Annotated in this window: 14 protein-coding genes; all 14 read left to right on the forward strand. The window is 57.4% G+C overall.

Features of this window, described 5'->3' with window-relative positions; translation table 11 throughout:
- The first annotated feature begins 40 nt into the window (after window positions 1-40).
- Window positions 41-904, forward strand: coding sequence for a phospholipase (locus tag PS14A_RS13255; RefSeq protein WP_130911307.1), 864 nt, complete (start codon window positions 41-43; stop codon window positions 902-904).
- A 90-nt stretch (window positions 905-994) separates the two neighbouring features.
- Complete coding sequence (locus PS14A_RS13260) at window positions 995-1,900, forward strand: AraC family transcriptional regulator (protein WP_137213696.1); 906 nt, start codon at window positions 995-997, stop codon at window positions 1,898-1,900.
- Between the two features lie 342 nt (window positions 1,901-2,242).
- Window positions 2,243-3,553 carry a sugar ABC transporter substrate-binding protein gene (locus PS14A_RS13265; RefSeq protein ID WP_039761571.1) on the forward strand — a complete coding sequence of 437 codons (1,311 nt, stop codon included), beginning with the start codon at window positions 2,243-2,245 and terminating at the stop codon, window positions 3,551-3,553.
- Between the two features lie 156 nt (window positions 3,554-3,709).
- Window positions 3,710-4,636, forward strand: a complete 927-nt coding sequence (locus tag PS14A_RS13270; RefSeq protein ID WP_041480415.1) for a sugar ABC transporter permease — start codon at window positions 3,710-3,712, stop codon at window positions 4,634-4,636.
- 8 nt (window positions 4,637-4,644) lie between these two features.
- Window positions 4,645-5,475: a carbohydrate ABC transporter permease gene (locus PS14A_RS13275; protein ID WP_016774872.1), complete on the forward strand. Its 831-nt coding sequence runs from the start codon at window positions 4,645-4,647 to the stop codon at window positions 5,473-5,475.
- Window positions 5,476-5,640: 165 nt separating this feature from the next.
- Window positions 5,641-6,744 (forward strand): sn-glycerol-3-phosphate ABC transporter ATP-binding protein UgpC, encoded by a 1,104-nt coding sequence (ugpC, locus tag PS14A_RS13280; RefSeq protein ID WP_073476158.1) that lies wholly within the window; start codon window positions 5,641-5,643, stop codon window positions 6,742-6,744.
- A 15-nt stretch (window positions 6,745-6,759) separates the two neighbouring features.
- Window positions 6,760-8,232, forward strand: coding sequence for a mannitol dehydrogenase family protein (locus tag PS14A_RS13285; protein WP_212616420.1), 1,473 nt, complete (start codon window positions 6,760-6,762; stop codon window positions 8,230-8,232).
- 138 nt (window positions 8,233-8,370) lie between these two features.
- Window positions 8,371-9,867, forward strand: coding sequence for a xylulokinase (gene xylB / locus PS14A_RS13290; RefSeq protein ID WP_212616421.1), 1,497 nt, complete (start codon window positions 8,371-8,373; stop codon window positions 9,865-9,867).
- A 13-nt stretch (window positions 9,868-9,880) separates the two neighbouring features.
- Complete coding sequence (locus PS14A_RS13295; RefSeq protein WP_212616422.1) at window positions 9,881-10,819, forward strand: carbohydrate kinase; 939 nt, start codon at window positions 9,881-9,883, stop codon at window positions 10,817-10,819.
- Between the two features lie 44 nt (window positions 10,820-10,863).
- Window positions 10,864-11,484, forward strand: a complete 621-nt coding sequence (locus PS14A_RS13300) for a hypothetical protein (RefSeq protein WP_016774877.1) — start codon at window positions 10,864-10,866, stop codon at window positions 11,482-11,484.
- A 275-nt stretch (window positions 11,485-11,759) separates the two neighbouring features.
- The gene (locus tag PS14A_RS13305; protein WP_212616423.1) at window positions 11,760-13,808 is read left to right on the forward strand and encodes a type VI secretion system tip protein VgrG; all 2,049 of its coding nucleotides are present in this window, start codon (window positions 11,760-11,762) and stop codon (window positions 13,806-13,808) included.
- Entirely contained in the window at window positions 13,799-14,656 is an 858-nt protein-coding gene (locus PS14A_RS13310) for a DUF4123 domain-containing protein (RefSeq protein ID WP_212616424.1), read from the forward strand. The genes PS14A_RS13305 and PS14A_RS13310 overlap by 10 nt, the downstream gene beginning before the upstream one ends.
- 28 nt (window positions 14,657-14,684) lie before the next feature.
- The gene (locus PS14A_RS13315) at window positions 14,685-18,248 is read left to right on the forward strand and encodes a LysM domain-containing protein (RefSeq protein ID WP_212616425.1); all 3,564 of its coding nucleotides are present in this window, start codon (window positions 14,685-14,687) and stop codon (window positions 18,246-18,248) included.
- Window positions 18,245-19,234, forward strand: a complete 990-nt coding sequence (locus PS14A_RS13320) for a sel1 repeat family protein (RefSeq protein WP_249121289.1) — start codon at window positions 18,245-18,247, stop codon at window positions 19,232-19,234. The genes PS14A_RS13315 and PS14A_RS13320 overlap by 4 nt, the downstream gene beginning before the upstream one ends.
- The last annotated feature ends 9 nt before the right edge of the window (window positions 19,235-19,243 follow it).

A 19,243-nucleotide genomic window follows, 5' to 3' on the forward strand; every position in this document is an offset into this window, starting at 1 on the left:
CGCGCAAAACTTTCATTAACGATCTGGCAGGATGTTCAACATGCAAGACCAAGATACTTTTCAAACTCATCAATGGATGGCTGATTCTCCACTACTCGACAAACTTTCGTTATTCGAGATGACCCTGCCCGGCGCACATAACGCCGGGTGTGACTGGGAAGCCTCCTACGCTTTGATTCCCGGCAAAAACTGGCTTGCCTGTCAGGACGTGTCCTTTTATTCGCAATTGAATCGCGGTGCTCGCGCACTTGACCTGCGCCTCATTTACAACAGCGAGGCAAACCATCTGGGGAGATTTCGCTTCCATCACAATGGCTATACCTCTTCGCGAACTCTTGAAGACCTCGTCAGGGATCTGAAGGGATTTCAGGAACGGAGCCGGAATGAATTTATCGTTCTCGACTTTCATGAACTTTCCAGCGTCAACGACCCATTCAATCATGCGCAATTCAAATCAGCTTTGCTGGAACAGCTTGGGGAGCGAATCATTCCCACCGAAAACCTGCATCTGACACTTGGCCAGCTCAAAGCCATCAATCCATTGCAACGCATCATGGTGGCCGCGCCGATGACCTGGGAAACGCAGGAATCCCGTTTCGAAAGTCCGATCCAGCACAAATGGATCGGGCAGACTCAAGTCAACACCACGGATCTGCATGGCTATATCAAAGGTGTTCTAAGCAACCCCGTCAGCACACGCCGCCCATGGTCATTATCGGCAACCAGCTTCACCCTCGGTGGTCCTCAGCGAATCCTCGACAGCCTTGACGAATGGTTTGACCCAGGTAAGACCGACTGGGCGCGCAAGTGCAATATCATCAATTTCGATTTCATCAAAAACTCGAACATTGTGCGCTTTTGCCAAATGGCCAACTTGCAAAAGGCTCACGACAAGCCCAGCTAAGCGCGGTACCCAGCCACGATCAGGTGGAAGTGGCACAAATGTCGGAAAACGAGGCATCATCGCGCAGCAATAATAAAAAAGTGCCCCGTCATGACTCGAACCGCTCGCGTGACCGACCCCTCTTACGAGTTGATGGATGACCATAACGGTTTATCCATCATCTATCGCCAGCACGGCTTTCCGTGCCCGCTGGTGCGCTGGCATTTCCACAAGGAATACGAACTGCACCTGATCGTCGCCAGCTCCGGCAAGGTGTTCATCGGCGACTACATCGGTAATTTCTATCCCGAGACGCTGTTTCTGACCGGTCCGAACTTGCCGCACAACTGGATCAGTCAGGTCGCCGAAGACGAAGTGGTCGAGAAGCGCGACATGCTGGTCAACTTCACCGACGAACTGTTCGAGAGCGGCCATCAGGTGTTTGCTGAGTTGAAAACCCTGGCGCCACTGCTCGAGCGTGCGCAGTACGGCATCGAATTCCGCTGCAAACGCACGATCCGTCAGGCCATGACGCTCATGCAGCGGATCGCCGACAGCACCGGCATCACTCGCCTCGGGCATTTTTTCATCCTGATGGAATTGCTCGCGGCCAGTGATGATTTCCAGTTGTTGTCCGGTGCCACCACCCCGCAACTGGCCGACGAACATAACATCGACCGCACCAACCGCGCGGTCGATTACATCTTCAGCCATTACGCCCGGGACATTTCACTGGAGGAAGTGGCCGAGCATCTGGGCATGACGCCGACTTACTTCAGCCGAGTGTTCAAACAGGCGACCGGGCGCAACTTCATCGAGTTCGTCAACCGCCTGCGCATCAGCAAATCCTGCGAGTTGCTGGCCGATGGCGACAAACCGGTGACCGAGGTGTGCTTCGAGTCGGGCTTCAACAATATTTCCAACTTCAATCGGCGCTTTCAGCAACTCAAGGGCATGACGCCGTCGCACTATCGGCGGCTGGCGGTGCAGCGGCTGACTGAACAGAACCATCTCTGACCACACTATCCCTGTGGGAGCGAGCCTGCTCGCGAAAGCGGTCTGTCAGTCAAGAACCCTGTGACAGGGATATCGTCTTCGCGAGCAGGCTCGCTCCCACAAAAAACCGTGCCCCGGCTGGCGAAATCTGTACGCATTCGCGAACGATCCTTCGCGCAAAACCCCTTCCCTGCGTTCCCCCCACCAAACGCCAGTGCAAAAAAGTATCGACATAAGTGCTAGGGATGATTTGTCAGCCCCGCCGTTGAAGGCTGTAATCAGCGCAGATTCTTCCTGCATTCGGAAGACACAAAAACAATAACTGTCCTTCTGCCCCGTCGGGTGCCAGAAAAGGAGTGCACGATGCAACCCACTGCAAAAGCTCTGCTCGCTCTCACCTGCATGACCCTCAGCAGCGTCAGCCTTGGCGCCCAGACTCTGACCATCGCCACCGTCAACAACAGCGACATGATTCGCATGCAGAAACTCTCGAAAACCTTCGAGAGCGAGCATCCGGACATCAAGCTCAATTGGGTGGTGCTGGAAGAAAACGTCCTGCGTCAGCGCCTGACCACGGACATCGCCACTCAGGGCGGCCAGTTCGACGTATTGACCATCGGCATGTACGAAGCCGCACTCTGGGGCGGCAAGGGTTGGCTGGAGCCGATGAAGGACCTGCCGGCCAGTTACGCCCTCGACGACGTCTTCCCGTCGGTGCGTGAGGGCCTGTCGGTGAAGGGTTCGCTGTATGCGCTGCCGTTTTACGCAGAAAGTTCGATCACCTATTACCGCACCGACCTGTTCAAGGCAGCCGGGCTGACTATGCCGGAGCGGCCGACCTGGGAAGAGATCGCCGGGTTCGCGGAAAAGCTCACCCAGAAAGACAAAGAGCAATATGGCATCTGCCTGCGCGGCAAGGCTGGTTGGGGCGAGAACATGGCGCTGGTGACCACGGTCGCCAATGCTTATGGCGCACGCTGGTTCGATGAGCAGTGGAAACCGGAATTCAGCGGCCCGGAGTGGAAAAACGCGCTGAATTTCTACGTCAACACCATGAAGAAATCCGGCCCGCCGGGCGCATCCAGCAACGGTTTCAACGAAAACCTCGCCCTGTTCAACAGCGGCAAATGCGCGATCTGGGTCGACGCCAGCGTCGCCGGCTCGTTCGTTACCGACAAGACGCAGAGCAAAGTCGCCGATCACGTCGGTTTCACCTTCGCTCCGCATCAGGTCACGGATAAAGGCTCGGCGTGGTTGTATTCGTGGGCGCTGGCGATTCCGACCAGTTCCAAGGCCAAGGACGCAGCAAAAACCTTCAGCGCCTGGGCCACGTCCAAAGAGTACGGCGAACTGGTTGCCAAGACCGATGGCATCGCCAACGTACCGCCGGGCACCCGCGCTTCGACCTACAGCGATGCTTACATGAGCGCCGCGCCGTTTGCCAAGGTGACGCTGGAATCACTCAAGGCCGCTGACCCGAGCAAGCCGACGCTGAAACCGGTGCCGTACATTGGCATTCAACTGGTGACCATCCCTGAATTCCAGGCGGTGGGCACCCAAGTCGGCAAGCTGTTCTCGGCGGCACTGATCGGCCAGACCACGGTGGATCAGGCGCTGGCGGCGGCGCAGCAGACTACGGAACGAGAGATGAAGCGCGCGGGTTATCCCAAGTAAGCGCTGCACGACTTGCTCCTGCCTCTTGTGGGAGCGAGCCTGCTCGCGAAGGCGTCGTGTCAGCCAGTACACATGACACTGATCCGGCGCTTTCGCGAGCAGGCTCGCTCCCACATGGGGATCTCCATAGGTCTGTATGACTCGGTTGTGAATGCCATGAATACTTCAACTGCCAAAGCCCACATCGACCTGTCGCCACCCCAGCGCAAGCTGCGGGTGCGCAATCCCGGCTGGTTTCTGGTCAGCCCTTCGGTGGCGCTGTTGCTGCTGTGGATGATCGTGCCGCTGGGCATGACCCTGTACTTTTCGATGATCCGCTACAACCTGCTCTACCCCGGTGAAAACGAGTTTGTGGGGCTGGAGAACTTCACCTATTTCCTCACCGACTCGGGTTTCATGCCCGGCGCAACCAATACGTTGTTGCTCGTTGGCAGCGTGCTGCTCATCAGCGTGGTCTTCGGTGTGTTGATCAGCGCGTTGCTGGAGGCCAGCGAATTCCTCGGTCGCGGCCTGGTGCGGGTGATGCTGATTTCGCCGTTCTTCATCATGCCCACCGTCGGTGCGCTGATCTGGAAGAACCTGATCTTCCACCCGGTCTCGGGAATCCTCGCCTACATCTGGAAGCTGTTCGGCGCGCAACCGGTGGACTGGCTGGCGCACTACCCGCTGCTGTCGATCATCATCATCGTTTCGTGGCAATGGCTGCCCTTCGCGATCCTGATTCTGATGACCGCCATGCAATCGCTGGATCAGGAACAGAAAGAAGCCGCACGCCTGGACGGTGCCGGCCCGATCGCGATCTTCTGGCACCTGACCCTGCCGCACCTGGCGCGGCCGATTGCCGTGGTGGTGATGATCGAAACGATCTTCCTGCTCTCGGTGTTCGCCGAAATCTTCACCACCACCAACGGTGGCCCCGGCTACGCCTCGACCAACCTCGCCTACCTGATCTACAACCAGGCGCTGGTGCAGTTCGACGTCGGCATGGCCTCGGCGGGCGGTCTGATTGCCGTGGTCATCGCCAACATCGCCGCGATCATTCTGGTGCGGATGATCGGCAAAAACCTGACTGACAAAGCGTGAGGCCTGCCATGACCCTCCAACAATCCCGCCGCCTGCAAAGCCTGCTGCTCGGCACCCTGGCCTGGGCCATCGCGATCGTGATTTTCTTCCCGATCTTCTGGATGGTGATGACCAGTTTCAAGAGCGAAATCGACGCCTTCGCCACACCGCCGCAGTTCATCTTCACGCCAACGCTGGAGAACTACCTGCACATCAACGAGCGCAGCGATTACTTCAGTTTCGCCTGGAACTCGGTGGTGATCTCGTTCAGCGCCACCGCCCTGTGCCTGTTGATCGCGGTGCCTGCGGCGTACTCGATGGCGTTCTACGAAACCCAGCGCACCAAAGGCACGCTGCTGTGGATGCTCTCGACCAAGATGCTGCCGCCGGTGGGCGTGCTGATGCCGATCTACCTGCTGGCCAAGAGTTTCGGCCTGCTCGACACGCGCATCGCGCTGATCGTGATCTACACGCTGATCAACCTGCCGATCGTGGTCTGGATGGTTTACACCTACTTCAAGGACATCCCCAAAGACATCCTCGAAGCCGCCCGCCTCGACGGTGCGACGCTGTGGCAGGAAATGGTCCGCGTGCTGCTGCCGATCGCCAAGGGCGGCCTCGCCTCGACCGTGCTGCTGTCGCTGATCCTGTGCTGGAACGAGGCGTTCTGGTCGCTGAACCTGACCTCTTCGAATGCCGCACCACTGACCGCGTTGATCGCCTCGTATTCAAGCCCCGAAGGGCTGTTCTGGGCCAAGTTGTCGGCGGTGTCGACCCTGGCGTGTGCGCCGATTCTGATCTTTGGCTGGATCAGCCAGAAGCAACTGGTGCGCGGCCTGTCGTTTGGTGCCGTGAAATGAAGCCTCTCAATCTAATGCGATTCACTGTGGGAGCGAGCTTGCTCGCGAAAGCGGAGCGTCATCCAACAATGATGGTGACTGACACGGCCCCTTCGCGAGCAAGCTCGCTCCCACAAAAGAGCTTATCCAGCTCAATCGAATAACAACAATGCGGAGGCCCATCTCATGGCCAACCTGAAAATCAAGAATCTGCAAAAAGGCTTCGAAGGCTTTTCCATCATCAAGGGCATCGACCTGGAAGTGAACGACAAGGAATTCGTGGTCTTCGTCGGCCCATCGGGCTGCGGCAAATCCACCCTGCTGCGCCTGATCGCCGGCCTTGAAGAGGTCAGCGGCGGCACCATCGAACTCGATGGCCGCGACATCACCGAAGTCAGCCCGGCCAAGCGTGATCTGGCGATGGTGTTCCAGACCTACGCGCTGTACCCGCACATGACGGTGAAAAAGAACATGTCGTTCGCCCTCGATCTGGCCGGCGTGCCGAAAGCCGAGGTCGAGCGCAAGGTTGGCGAAGCGGCGCGGATTCTCGAGCTCGGGCCGATGCTCGAGCGCAAGCCGAAACAGCTCTCCGGCGGCCAGCGCCAGCGCGTGGCGATCGGCCGTGCCATCGTGCGCAACCCGAAGATTTTCTTGTTCGATGAACCGCTGTCCAACCTCGACGCGGCGTTGCGCGTGCAGATGCGTCTGGAGCTGCTGCGCCTGCACAAGGACCTGCAAGCAACGATGATCTACGTGACCCACGATCAGGTCGAAGCGATGACCATGGCCGACAAAGTCGTGGTGCTTAATGGCGGCAGAATCGAACAGGTCGGCTCGCCGCTGGACCTCTATCACAACCCGGCCAACCTGTTTGTCGCAGGCTTTCTCGGCACGCCGAAAATGGGTTTCCTCAAAGGCAAGATTGCCCGCATCGACGGCGCCAGCTGCGAAGTTTCGCTGGACGCCGGCACGCGTATCACCCTGCCGTTCAACGCCGCCAACCTCAGCGTCGGCAGCGCGGTGACGTTGGGCATTCGTCCGGAACATCTAGAGCTGGCGCAACCCGGCGACTGCACGTTGCAGGTGACTGCCGACGTCAGCGAACGCCTCGGCAGCGACACCTTCTGCCACGTCACCACCAGCGCCGGTGAAGCCCTGACCATGCGCGTGCGCGGCGATCTGGCCAGCCGTTATGGCGAGCAATTGAGCCTGCGTCTGGACCCGACTCACTGCCACCTGTTCGACGCCGAAGGTGTGGCGCTGACCCGCCCACTGCGCGCTGCCGCCTGATTTCGAGACTATCCGATGAAACTCAACCAACAGAACCTCAACCGCCTCGCCGCCGAAGTGCAACTGCCGGGCTACGACCTCGGCGACACACGCCAGGGCATTGCTCACATCGGCGTCGGCGGTTTCCACCGCGCGCACCAGGCGTATTACACCGATGCCTTGATGAACACTGGCGAAGCGCTGGACTGGGCAATCTGCGGCGTCGGCCTGCGCCCGGAAGATCGCCGCGCCCGCGATGATCTGCGCGAGCAGGATTACCTGTTCACTCTGTTCGAACTGGGTGACAGCGATGACACCGAAGTGCGCGTCATCGGCGCGATCCGCGACATGCTGCTGGCCGAAGATGGCGCGCAAACGCTGATCGACAAACTCGCCGAACCGCAGATCCGCATCGTTTCGCTGACCATCACCGAGGGCGGCTACTGCATCGACGACAGCACCGGCGAGTTCATGGCGCACCTGCCGCAGATTCAACACGATCTCGCCCATCCCGAGGCGCCGGGCACCGTATTCGGTTTCCTCTGCGCCGCGTTGGCCAAACGCCGTGCGGCGGGTGTTCCGGCATTTACCGTGATGTCCTGCGATAACCTGCCGCACAACGGCGCGGTCGCGCGCAAGACGCTGCTGGCGTTCGCCGCGCTGCGTGATCCGCAATTGCGCGATTGGATCGACCAGAACGTCAGCTTCCCCAACGCCATGGTCGACCGCATCACGCCGATGACCAGCACCGCGCATCGCCTGCAACTGGCCGACAAACACGGCGTCGACGATGCCTGGCCGGTGGTCTGCGAACCGTTTGTACAGTGGGTGCTGGAGGACAAATTCGTCAACGGTCGCCCGGCGTGGGAAAAGGTCGGCGTGCAGTTCACCGACGATGTGTCGCCGTACGAAGAGATGAAAATCAAACTGCTCAACGGCAGTCACCTGGCGCTGACGTATCTGGGCTTTCTCAAGGGCTATCGCTTCGTCCACGAGACCATGAACGATCCGCTGTTCGTGCGCTATATGCGCGCTTATATGGATCTGGATGTCACGCCGCAACTGGCACCGGTGCCGGGCATTGATCTGAGCGAATACAAGGACACGCTGGTCGCGCGGTTTTCCAATCAGGCGATTGCCGATCAACTGGAGCGCGTGTGTTCGGATGGCTCGTCGAAGTTTCCCAAGTTCACCGTGCCGACGATCAATCGGCTGATTGCCGATGGCCGCGAGACCAAACGCGCGGCACTGGTAGTCGCGGCGTGGGCGCTGTATTTGAAGGGCGTGGATGAGAATGGCGATACGTATTCGATTCCGGACCCGCGAGCGGCGTTCTGTCAGGGATTGGTGGCGGACGATGAGTTGATCACCGAGCGCCTGTTGGGCGTGGAAGAAATTTTCGGCACGGCGATACCGAAGTCGGCGGAGTTTGTTGCGGCATTCGAGTGGTGCTGCCAGAGTCTGCGCGAGGTTGGGGTTTCGCGAACTCTGGGACGAGTTCTAGCCTGATCCTGCGGCGATGCGACTGACGTCTTCGCGAGCAGGCTCGCTCCCACAAGTGATGTTGGAACACTGACCTGTGGGAGCGAGCCTGCTCGCGAATAGCCGCCATACTCGGAAACACCCTGACATCCTGAGGACCTCATTGTGACCAGCCAACAACTCTTCCTGGGTATCGACTGCGGCACCCAAGGCACCAAAGCGATTATCCTCGATGCCGACAGCGGGCAGGTGCTCGGTCTGGGCGCGGCGCCGCACACGATGATCAGCGGCGCCAACGGCCGCCGCGAACAAGACGTTCAGCAGTGGCTCGATGCATTCGTCAGCGCCACCCGCCAGGCCTTGCAAGCGGCGAACGTCGACGGCCAGGCGATCCTCGGTGTCGGCGTCTCCGGCCAGCAACACGGCCTGGTCCTGCTCGATGAGCAAGGCGCAGTGCTGCGCCCGGCCAAGCTCTGGTGCGATACCGAAACCACGCCGGAAAACCAGCGCTTGCTCGCGCAACTGGGCGGCGAGGAAGGCTCGCTGGAACGCCTCGGCGTGGTCATCGCGCCGGGCTACACGGTGTCGAAACTGCTGTGGACCAAAGAGCAGCATCCTGACGTTTTCTCACGCATCGCGCGCATTCTGTTGCCCCACGACTACCTCAACTACTGGCTCACCGGCCGCGCCTGCAGCGAATACGGCGACGCCTCCGGCACTGGTTACTTCAACGTGCGCACGCGGCAGTGGGATGTGCAGATCCTGCGCGACATCGACGCCAGCGGCCGTTTGCAAGCCGCGCTGCCGGAGCTGATCGACGCGCACGCCGCCGTCCGCACTCTCCTCCCGGCAATCGCCGAGCAACTCGGCATCAACCCCAACGCCGTGGTCTCGAGCGGCGGTGGCGACAACATGATGGGCGCCATTGGTACCGGCAATATCCAGCCCGGCGCGATCACCATGAGCCTCGGTTCGTCCGGCACGGTCTACGCCTATTCGGAGGAGCCGAACGTCAGCGCCGATGCCTCGGTCGCGACGTTCTGCTCCTCCAGCGGCGGCTGGCTGCCGCTGATCTGCACCATGAATCTGACCAACGCGACCGGCGCGATTCGCGAGCTGTTCAAGCTCGATCTGCCGACCTTCAACGAACTGGTCGCGCAATCGCCGATCGGCGCCGAGGGCGTGAGCATGTTGCCGTTTCTCAATGGCGAACGCGTTCCCGCCCTGCCCCACGCCACCGGCAGTTTGCATGGCCTGACCATCGACAACCTGACCCAAGCCAATCTGTGCCGCGCCGCCGTCGAAGGCACCACCTTCGGTTTGCGCTACGGGCTGGATTTGCTCCGCCAGAATGGTTTACAAAGCCTGCGCATCTGCCTGATCGGCGGCGGTTCGAAGAGTCCGGTGTGGCGGCAGATCGTCGCCGACATCATGAACGCCCCGGTGATCTGCACCGAACAAAGCGAAGCCGCCGCACTGGGTGCGGCGATTCAAGCGGCGTGGTGCGCGTCGCGCTCTAACGGCGATGATGTCTCCCTGGCCGAGCTGTGCGAGCGCTGCGTGAAACTCGACGCGGGCAGCGAAACCCTGCCGATCGCCGCCAATGTCGCGGCGTTCCAGCAGGCCTACGGACGCTATCAACAGCATGTCGCAACCCTATAACGAGCAAACAACTATGTACCTGGTGTGTGGCGAAGCCCTGTTTGATTTCTTCAGCGAAAACGATGCCAGCGGGCTGGCCTCGAAAGTCAATTTCAAGGCGATTGCCGGCGGCTCGCCCTTCAACGTCGCCGTCGGTCTGCGCCGCTTGGGCGTGGACTCGGCGCTCTTTGGTGGGCTGTCCACCGACTACCTTGGCCGCCGCTTGCAGCAAGTGCTGCAGGACGAAGGTGTGCGCCCGGACTATCTGGTGGATTTCGCCGCGCCGACCACTCTGGCAATGGTCGCGGTAGGCGCCAATGGCTCGCCGCATTACAGCTTCCGTGGCGAAGGCTGCGCCGACCGGCAACTGAGCGAGGCACATTTGCCGACGCTCGGCGACGAGGTGCGCGGCCTGCACATCGGCTCGTTTTCGCTGGTAGTACAGCCGATCGGCGACACCTTGCTTAAGCTGGTTCAGCGCGAAAGCGGCGAACGCCTGATCAGCCTCGACCCCAACGTGCGCCTCAATCCCGAGCCGAACATCGATCTATGGCGCGAGCGCATCGCCACGCTGGTGCGCCTGGCCGATCTGATCAAAGTCAGCGACGAGGATCTGAGCCTGCTCTATCCCGAGCAGAATCCGCAGCATGCGATTGAAGGCTGGCTCGAACATCGCTGCCAGATCGTCTTCCTGACTCGCGGCGGCGACGGCGCGACCGTGTTCAGTCGCGCCCATGGCTCGTGGTCGGTACCGGCCAACCCAGTGAAAATCGCCGATACGGTAGGCGCTGGCGACACCTTCCAGGCCGCGCTGATCACCTGGCTGACCGAACATTCGCTGGACTCCGTCGAAGGCGTGCAGCAGCTCAGTCGAGAGCAAATCGACGGCATGCTCAGGTTCGCCGTGCAAGCCGCCGCGCTGACCTGCAGCAAAACCGGTCCGGATCTGCCCTATCGTCATCAATTGAGCTGAGCGCGTAGACTGTCGGCCTTTTTGCGCACGACGGAAAACAGCTCTTGAATCACAGGCACATCCTCGCCCTCCTGACCCTGGCCACTCTGCTGAGCGGTTGCGGCACCTCGCCGCCCCGCTCACCGGAAGACATCTGCGCAATCTTCCGCGAGAAAAGCGACTGGTACGACGCTGCGCAAGTCACCCAGAAACGCTGGGGCGTGCCGATTCAGGTGCCCTTCGCGATCATGTATCAGGAATCCGGCTATCGCTACGACGCCAAGACGCCACGCAAATACCTGCTCTGGGTAATTCCGTGGGGCCGCGTCTCCACCGCGTCCGGCTACGCGCAAGCCAAGGACGAAGTCTGGGCCGACTACCAGAAAAGCACCGGTCGCAACTGGGCCGACCGCGAAGACTTCGACGACGCCATCGACTTCGTCGGCTGGTACATGGACAAGACCACCTCGATCAACGGCGTGTACAAATACGACGCCTATAACCAATACCTGAACTACCACGAAGGCTGGGGCGGCTTCCGCAACAAGACCTACGCCAGCAAGGCCTGGCTACCGCCGACAGCGCGCAAGGTGCAGAACCGTTCGGATCTGTATGCGCAGCAGTATGCCGGCTGCAAGGAAGACCTCAATCGCGGGTTCTGGAGCCGGTTCTGGCATTGGTTGTAGAAGCCCTTCGCGAGCAGGCTCGCTCCCACAGGACCTTAGTGAACGCCGATTTTGTCTACACCCGAGAAACCTGTGGGAGCGGGCTTGCCCGCGATGGCAATCTCTCAAACACCATCAAAGTCTATGAAAGGCCCGATTTCACTGGCCCAAACCGCCCTCCTAAGGGTTTTCCCTATGGCATCAAGGCCCCACACCTACGCCATTTGCGCCTTGAATGAGGCCGTCTAATCCTGCAACATCCATCACCTGCTTATTCAACGGACGGAATTCAAGGCATGCTGGACGCCAATGCAACCCACATCACCCTCTCGATCGAAGACGCCAACGCCGACCTGCAAGTCCTCAGCTTCACCGGTCGCGAAGCCCTCAACGAACCGTTCCGTTTCGACCTCGAACTGGTCAGCGCCCGCCCCGACCTGAAGCTCGAAGAGCTGCTGCACAAGCGCGCCTGCCTGACGTTCGGCGCCACCGGCGAAGGCAAGATTCACGGTCAGGTCTATCGTATCGAGCAGGGCGACTCCGGCAAGACCCTGACCCGCTACAGCATCAGCCTGATGCCGCAACTGGCCTATCTGCAGCACAACCATGATCAGCAGATCTTCCAGCAACTGACGGTGCCGAAAATCATCGCCCAGGTGCTGGAAGATCGCGGCATTCTCTCTGACGCCTACAGCTTCCAGCTCGGCGCCGAGTACCCGGAACGCGAGTATTGCGTGCAATACGACGAGTCCGACCTGCATTTCATCCAGCGTCTGTGCGAAGAGGAAGGCATTCACTTCCACTTCCAGCACAGCAGCAGCGGCCACAAACTGGTGTTCGGCGACGATCAGACGGTATTCCGCAAACTGAAGCCGGTCAGCTACCAGCAGGACTCCGGCATGGCCGCCGAGAAACCGGTGATCAAGCGCTTCAATCTGCGCCTGGAAACTCGCACCACCCGCGTCAGCCGGCGCGACTACGATTTCGAAAAACCCAAGCTGCTGCCCGAAGGCGCGGTCAAATCCGAATTCGCCCCGGACCTGGAAGACTACGATTACCCCGGCCGCTTCACCACCCGCGAGCGCGGCAAGTTCCTCTCGACCCGCGCCCTCGAACGCCATCGCAGCGACTACAAACTCGCCGAAGGCAAAGGTGATGAACCGACGCTGACCAGCGGCCATTTCCTCACGCTCGCCGAACACCCGCGCGCCGAGTGGAACGACCTGTGGCTGCTGCTGGAAGTCTTCCACGAAGGCAAACAACCGCAAGTGCTCGGTGAAAACGTCACCAGCGAGGTCACCGACAACAAGAGCGATTTCCACCAGGGCTACCGCAACAGCTTCCTCGCCACCCCGTGGGACGCGCACTACCGCCCTGCCCTCGAACACCCGAAACCGAAAGTCCTCGGCAGCCAGACCGCAATCGTCACCGGCCCGCCCGGTGAAGAAATCCACTGCGATCAGTACGGCCGCATCAAAGTCCAATTCCACTGGGACCGCGACGGCCAGTCCGACGATAAAACCACCTGCTGGATGCGCGTCGCCAGCGGTTGGGCAGGCAGCGCCTACGGCGGCATCGCCATCCCGCGCATCGGCATGGAAGTGCTCGTCACCTTCCTCGAAGGCGACCCCGACCAGCCCCTCGTCACCGGCTGCCTGTACCACAAGGAAAACGTCGTCCCCTACGACCTGCCGGCCAACAAGACCCGCAGCACTTTCAAAACCCTCAGCTCCCCCGGCGGCAAGGGCTACAACGAATTCCGCATTGAAGACAAAAAAGGCGCCGAACAGATCTACATCCACGCCCAGCGCGACTGGGACGAAAACATCGAACACGACCAGAAAATCCGCGTCGGCAACGAACGGCATGACACCGTTGAAGCCAACGTGTTGAGCGAGTTCAAGGTTGAAGAGCACCGGATCACTCATCTGGACCGAATCAGCGAAATGCGCGCGGATGATCACCTGACAGTGGGTGTGACGCAGCATGTGAAGGTGGGGACTGGGCAGTTTGTTGAGGCTGGCAACGAAATACATTACTACGCCGGCCAGAGAGTCGTGGTCGAAGGCGCCATGGAACTGACCGCCAAGGCTGGCGGCAGCTTCGTCAAGGTCGATGCGGGTGGCGTGACCATCAGCGGCGCTGAGGTGAAGGTGAATACCGGTGGTGCGCCGGGGGTGGGCACGCCGGCGGCGCCGTTGTTGCCGGGGCCGATGAAGGTTGCGGATGCGGATAAGGCGGGGAAAGCACCGCTCCCTGCCCGTCTTAATGAGTCAGGTATCACCCCGCTGTGCGGAAAACAGAGTAACGGCGCTTGCAGCCGTAAGGATTGCACATGCATGTAAAAACGCTGAGCGCCCTCCTCGCAGAGCCTCGTTACGACTTTTCAGACCTGCCCGCTACAAGCGAATCGCTGTGTTTCATCATCGACCAAGGGCTCCAGCCAGACGCTTTGGGTCGTCTTTATCGATTAGGCGAACCCGTTGTCGCCCAAGGTCTGTTTGTCGGGACAGACCTTGCAGGGATTCCTGACGAGCCATTGTGGCTGGTCGCCCCAAAGGGCGGCAAAGTGGCAAAGGTCGCTGTGGAACTATGTGAGGAACGCTTTTCGGGAATTGCAATCTCAACCCGGGATCCTGAAAAAGCTCTGGCTCATGCGCGCTGGCTGCTTAAGGCAAACGATGGTTCAGGTGGCCAAACTCTGCTGAGTTTCCACAAGCCGAGTTTATGGGCTGCGCTGGCCTACACCGCCGATAAAGCATTCGACCAGTTACTAGGCTGCTGGGAGGCGGTCTACAGCCCTGCGCCGATTCATTTCGGTCAAGAGCGTGGGCGATGGCTGACCTGGAAGGCCACCGATCAATCAACGTGGGACGGCGACAGAGCGGCGTTCAATTTGCCCGAGACAGCCGCGAAAGTACAAGCGCGCTTGGGCTGGATGTACTGGATCGATGAGGAATACACAGCATTCAATGAGCCATCCGATGACCGCTTGAATGACATGGCGGACAACCTCGACATGCTGCTCAAAAACAACATTTATGATGGCGATCACCTGCTCAAGCTTGGCCATGTCGTGAACGGTCCGCTGTTCGAGACCCAGCCTGGGATCATGGCGATCCTGCAATCAAAGGACGAGTCGTTTATCAAAGTAGATCGGCTCCTGGAATCAGCCGCCGTTGCCCAACACTAAGGCGACGCGACAACAGAACGGAATCACCATGGAAATTACAAATCACGCCGTAATGCCCGGCGAAACTCTGGGCCAGATTGCTACGCGCTACAACACTACTGTGGCGCAACTTCGTCAGATGAACCCCTTCATCACCAACCCGGATAATGTCAAAGTCGGATGGAACCTGAGCGTTCCGAAAAGCGCACTACCGCCTGCTGCGCCTGCCGCTCAGACACCCGCCGCAACTCAACCGCCTGCGCAGACGACCCCGGAAGCCGCAACTCAGTGCTCTGCGGAGAATCTGATTGTACTGGAGCCTGTCAGAGATACCCCAGATCAATGCTCAAAAACTTTCAACCCGCACGCGTCTGCCTGCTCGCAAAAGTTTGCCAGTGCCATATATGCCACCGAAGAGCAAGAGTTCTGGCTGCTTCCCGAACGGGCAAAGTCCGCCATCAAAGAATCCATGTTTGCCTTGGATAAAATGATTGCGCCCAGCAAATCACGTGATGCACGCCTGAACGGGTTGCAGGAATCTGGTTTGCTGGAATACTTCCTTGAGCCCAAGTTGAGCAACTTTCTCACGGGCGCGCAGCGTGCTCGTATGGAAGAGTTTGAAGCGATGGGCGATGAGATCGAAATCGATCCCGCCACCGCTAAAAAAAGGCAGAACGAAGCTGATGGGAACAAACCGGCAGTCGCTCCTGCTCAGTCCACGGAGGAGGAGACGCCGGTATCTCGCCTCGACCGTCTAGCGGCAGACATAGCTACTGACCAGCGCGTTCACGAAGCATATGCCGACTTTTACAAGCGGCGGGCTGAGTGGGTCGCGCTAAAAAAAGAAGCGGTAGCGGCCGCTAAGTTGGAAGGCTACACCTACGAAAGCGGCTCGCTGTACTCCAAGGAGGCGATTGAAGCGCGGGCACGTGTGCAAGCTTATCTGGAGGCTCGCAAGAAGTTCCTCGGCAACAAAGACTTCAAGCAGGTATCGCTGGAAGACGTTGCCAAAGCCTTGGCGGAAAAGAAAAAAAGTTACGACAATATCTGCAGTGGCATGACTGACTGCACCGCCGATCTGGTCGGTTATGTCTACACACTACACAAAAATGCCGAAGCGCTTGATTACCACGCTTACACTGAATCCATCATCAAAGCGTCCGAGTATGGTCTTGCTCTTCCGGAATTCGCCTTGATCAGTGACGGACTCCCTTCCGGTATCGAGCAATTCAAACTGTATCTGGACACAGAGAAAAAACAGGTAGAAGTTACAGCGCAACTTCAGGAGAAATACAAACGCTGGATCGAGGCAACAGGCCAAAATGCACAGGCGCCAGCCGGCCTCGTTGATGCAGAACGTGCCAAGTGGGATCAACTACAAAAAATCAAGGATGACCTCCAGGCCACAGCCCAAAAAAATGTCAGCACCAGTAAACCTAGGCGCTATTTAATTTGGGAACCAGAAGAGTTCCAACCGAAACCAATCGACCGTATGGTAAAGCCAGGCTTTCCACTGCGCGAAGTCAGCCTTTCTGACGCCAAGGGCACGCCCCTTGGATGGTTCAGCATGGCGAACCTGAAAGACGCAAAAAAAATAATCGAAGAAGATTTGAAAAAGGCAGCTGGCTCGATAAAGAAGGTAAAAGAAAGTCTACCAACCGATGCTACCGAAGGCTCCGATAAAAACAGTGAAATCAGTTCGTTCCGCCAATGGCTCTTGGATCAGGGTGCAAAAAAAATCAGTGATCAGGCTGGCGACTGTTTCGACGAAAAAGGCTGGTTCAAAGCTAAAGACTTTTACGCGTACTTGAAAAAGCAAGGTTATGAGGTTACTGAACTAGAAGACGACGCGGCCCTAACTAACTGGGGCAAGCACCTTCAGCAACTAGTGTTCCAGAAAAGTGTGCGCGGCGAGGTAAGGCTGTTTGATGCAAGTCCTCAGGCTCAATTCGTCCGCTGCCTGACTCCTCCACAGCCGAACATTCACGGTGAACTGAAGCTAGAAGGCCCGAAGATGTCCGCCGCGGAAGGCTTCCAGATATCTGGGGAGATGGGATTGAGCCTGGACTTGGCACGGGGCGAAGTTCAGTTAATGAAAGTGGACATGCCTGCCAAGGCCAACGCTCAAGAAATCATGCTTGACTATCTCTTGGACGGCAGCCCACGACAAATGAGTTTCGGCCGCTTCTCCTTTCACTTTGGTGTAAAGGCCTGGGGTTACGCTGGAGCGTCGTTATTGTTAGCTGGCAGCGTAGAGCTGAGCCCTATCTTCGGCAACGTCAAATATGGAGCGTCGCTGAGCCCGGTAAAACGCGCACAACGTGAAGACGCTTCTGCAAAAGAAGAACGCGCCGATCACGCAGCCGCCAAGCAAGCAAAAACCGATAGCGGTGACGATAGTCCTACTCCTGATCTTGAACACACGTCGAAATCCGGCACCTACGCCGACTCCAAAAGCACAGAGCAACTGCGCGGCGGACGTTTCGCCAAAGTACAAATCGAAAACGGCGCAAAAGCCAGCTTCAATGTCTTTGGGGGTTTGCAAGCCGCCATTGAGCTTACCGGCGTATTGAACTGGGCACCGCCAAAAGAACTCGCCGCCTTACGCATCGCACCTTCAACGGGGATTGGCAGCGCTAAAGACGCGAAAAATGCAAATCCATGGTTGACGCTGGCCAAGTTGAGCGGTTCAGTTGGGGTGGCGTTTGGCGCGGGCTTTCAGGGAACGGCGCAGGTGTCTCTCGATAAGGGGCGTTTTATTTTGAACTTGAAAGCGGCTGTGGTACTTGGCCCAGGTGCAAATGGTAGCTTCAAGTTCGAAGTTGGTTATGAGGCAGTGGTTGACCTTGTCAACTTGTATCGCAGGGAGTTGCACAGAGCCAAAGGCAGAAAAGTGGAGTGGATGGAGACAGAAGCGGGACAGTTTGCATCGGCGCTGAACGCATTAGGAGCTGCTGGGCTTAGTGTGGAAATGTCTTACCTGATGGGTTGGAGTGTTGTCATGGACTTGTATGACGCGATGACCAGCGGAGGAAAAGGTGGCCCGATTGCTCATGCTATTATTGAATACCAAAACCCAGACGAGTTAAAAAAATGGGTGGTAGAGGCCACCCCTGCCGCGTTAGGCCCGATTTTGTTGACACTGATGTCTAATCCGGAGGAGTTCGCCATAGCCACAGCGAAACAAACTAGCATTAGCGCTTCAAACGATGGCAAGAAAAAATATACGAGAGATACAGCATATTTAGCGCAACAGACAGCGATTGAGATGATAATTACTCATATAACTACTAACGCTCAAGAGAAAGGAAGCCTACCGGAGGCTCAAAAACAATTTGAGCTAGCCTGCGCATGCATGAACAAATTCGGGGTCGAACCGGTTGATACCGGTCAAAAATACTGTGAAAACCGCTATTTGTTGGACAATTTCATGAGCGAACCAGTGCTTGCGGTAACTGAAGCACTCGGAAACACTACCAGGGCTCGATATAAGAAAAATGCTTCGATATTAGGTGGGCCGATTGATGGATCCTGCAAAATTGTTATGCATGAAAACAGCTATATACCAAGGCCTTCTGTGAAATTTTCAGCTCCAGCAGGAAAATCAAATTGATAAACTTAAAAAAATTGTTTGCTACAACCTTCTGTGTCCTCCTTATATTTCTCTGCAATACCGCTAATGCAACACTAACAAAAGAGCAAGAAGAAGCGAAGAAGAAAGGCATTGAGCTCTACAATCAATACAAAGCAATATCCGCAATCGAGTTTTTAGAAATCGCTGCAAAGGGTGGTGACAATGAAGCACTTTACTATCTAGGAGAATCAATAAGAAAAAACAACAGATATATGACCCAAGAAGCGCAAAAGGCTTACGAGGAATCAGCAAAAAAAGGCAATATTTACTCTATGATTCGGCTCGGCGGCGCGGATCAAGATTTGTGCGTAACTATGAACAATTGTTCTTCCTCCGAGCAATCACCTAAAGATTGGATGAACAAAGCCAAAAACCTTGCTACAGATCAGGCATCTCATGGTGACGCTGAGTCGATGTACCTGCTATGGGAGATAACAGGAAACGATGAATGGCTTGAAAAATCCGCAGAAAAAGGTTTTGCATTAGCGCAATTTCGTTTAGCGACCAAGTATCAAGAGGGGGGAGGCATGTTCCTACTACCCTCTAGCAGATCAGATGAAATCGAAAAATGGATGAAAGCCGCTGCAGAGAATGGTTATCCACCAGCCATGATGGGATTTGCCGCTACCAGGATTGAAAAAGCCGATTTTTCATCATTTAGAAAATGGAATGAAAAAGCTGCAGCCTCAGGCTATGCATCAGCAGTTTTTGGTTATGCGTCATATATTGGCGAAGCTGAACCAGAATACGGATTTGAATCAGACCCGGTGAAGTCATACGCACTATTGTCGAATCTACTGGAGCTCGATGGTGGTGGAAACGTAATAAACAACGTTAACGACGTATTGCCGGAAGTGGAAAAAAAGCTGTCAAAAGAGCAATTAGAAAAAGCAAAAGAACTCGCAAAAACGTGGAAGGCCACTCACCCACCGCTCTCGTTTTTTCCAGATAAGTTAGGGTACTGAAATTTAGCA

Source organism: Pseudomonas sp. 14A, assembly GCF_018132745.1.
Taxonomy (GTDB): domain Bacteria; phylum Pseudomonadota; class Gammaproteobacteria; order Pseudomonadales; family Pseudomonadaceae; genus Aquipseudomonas; species Aquipseudomonas mercuritolerans.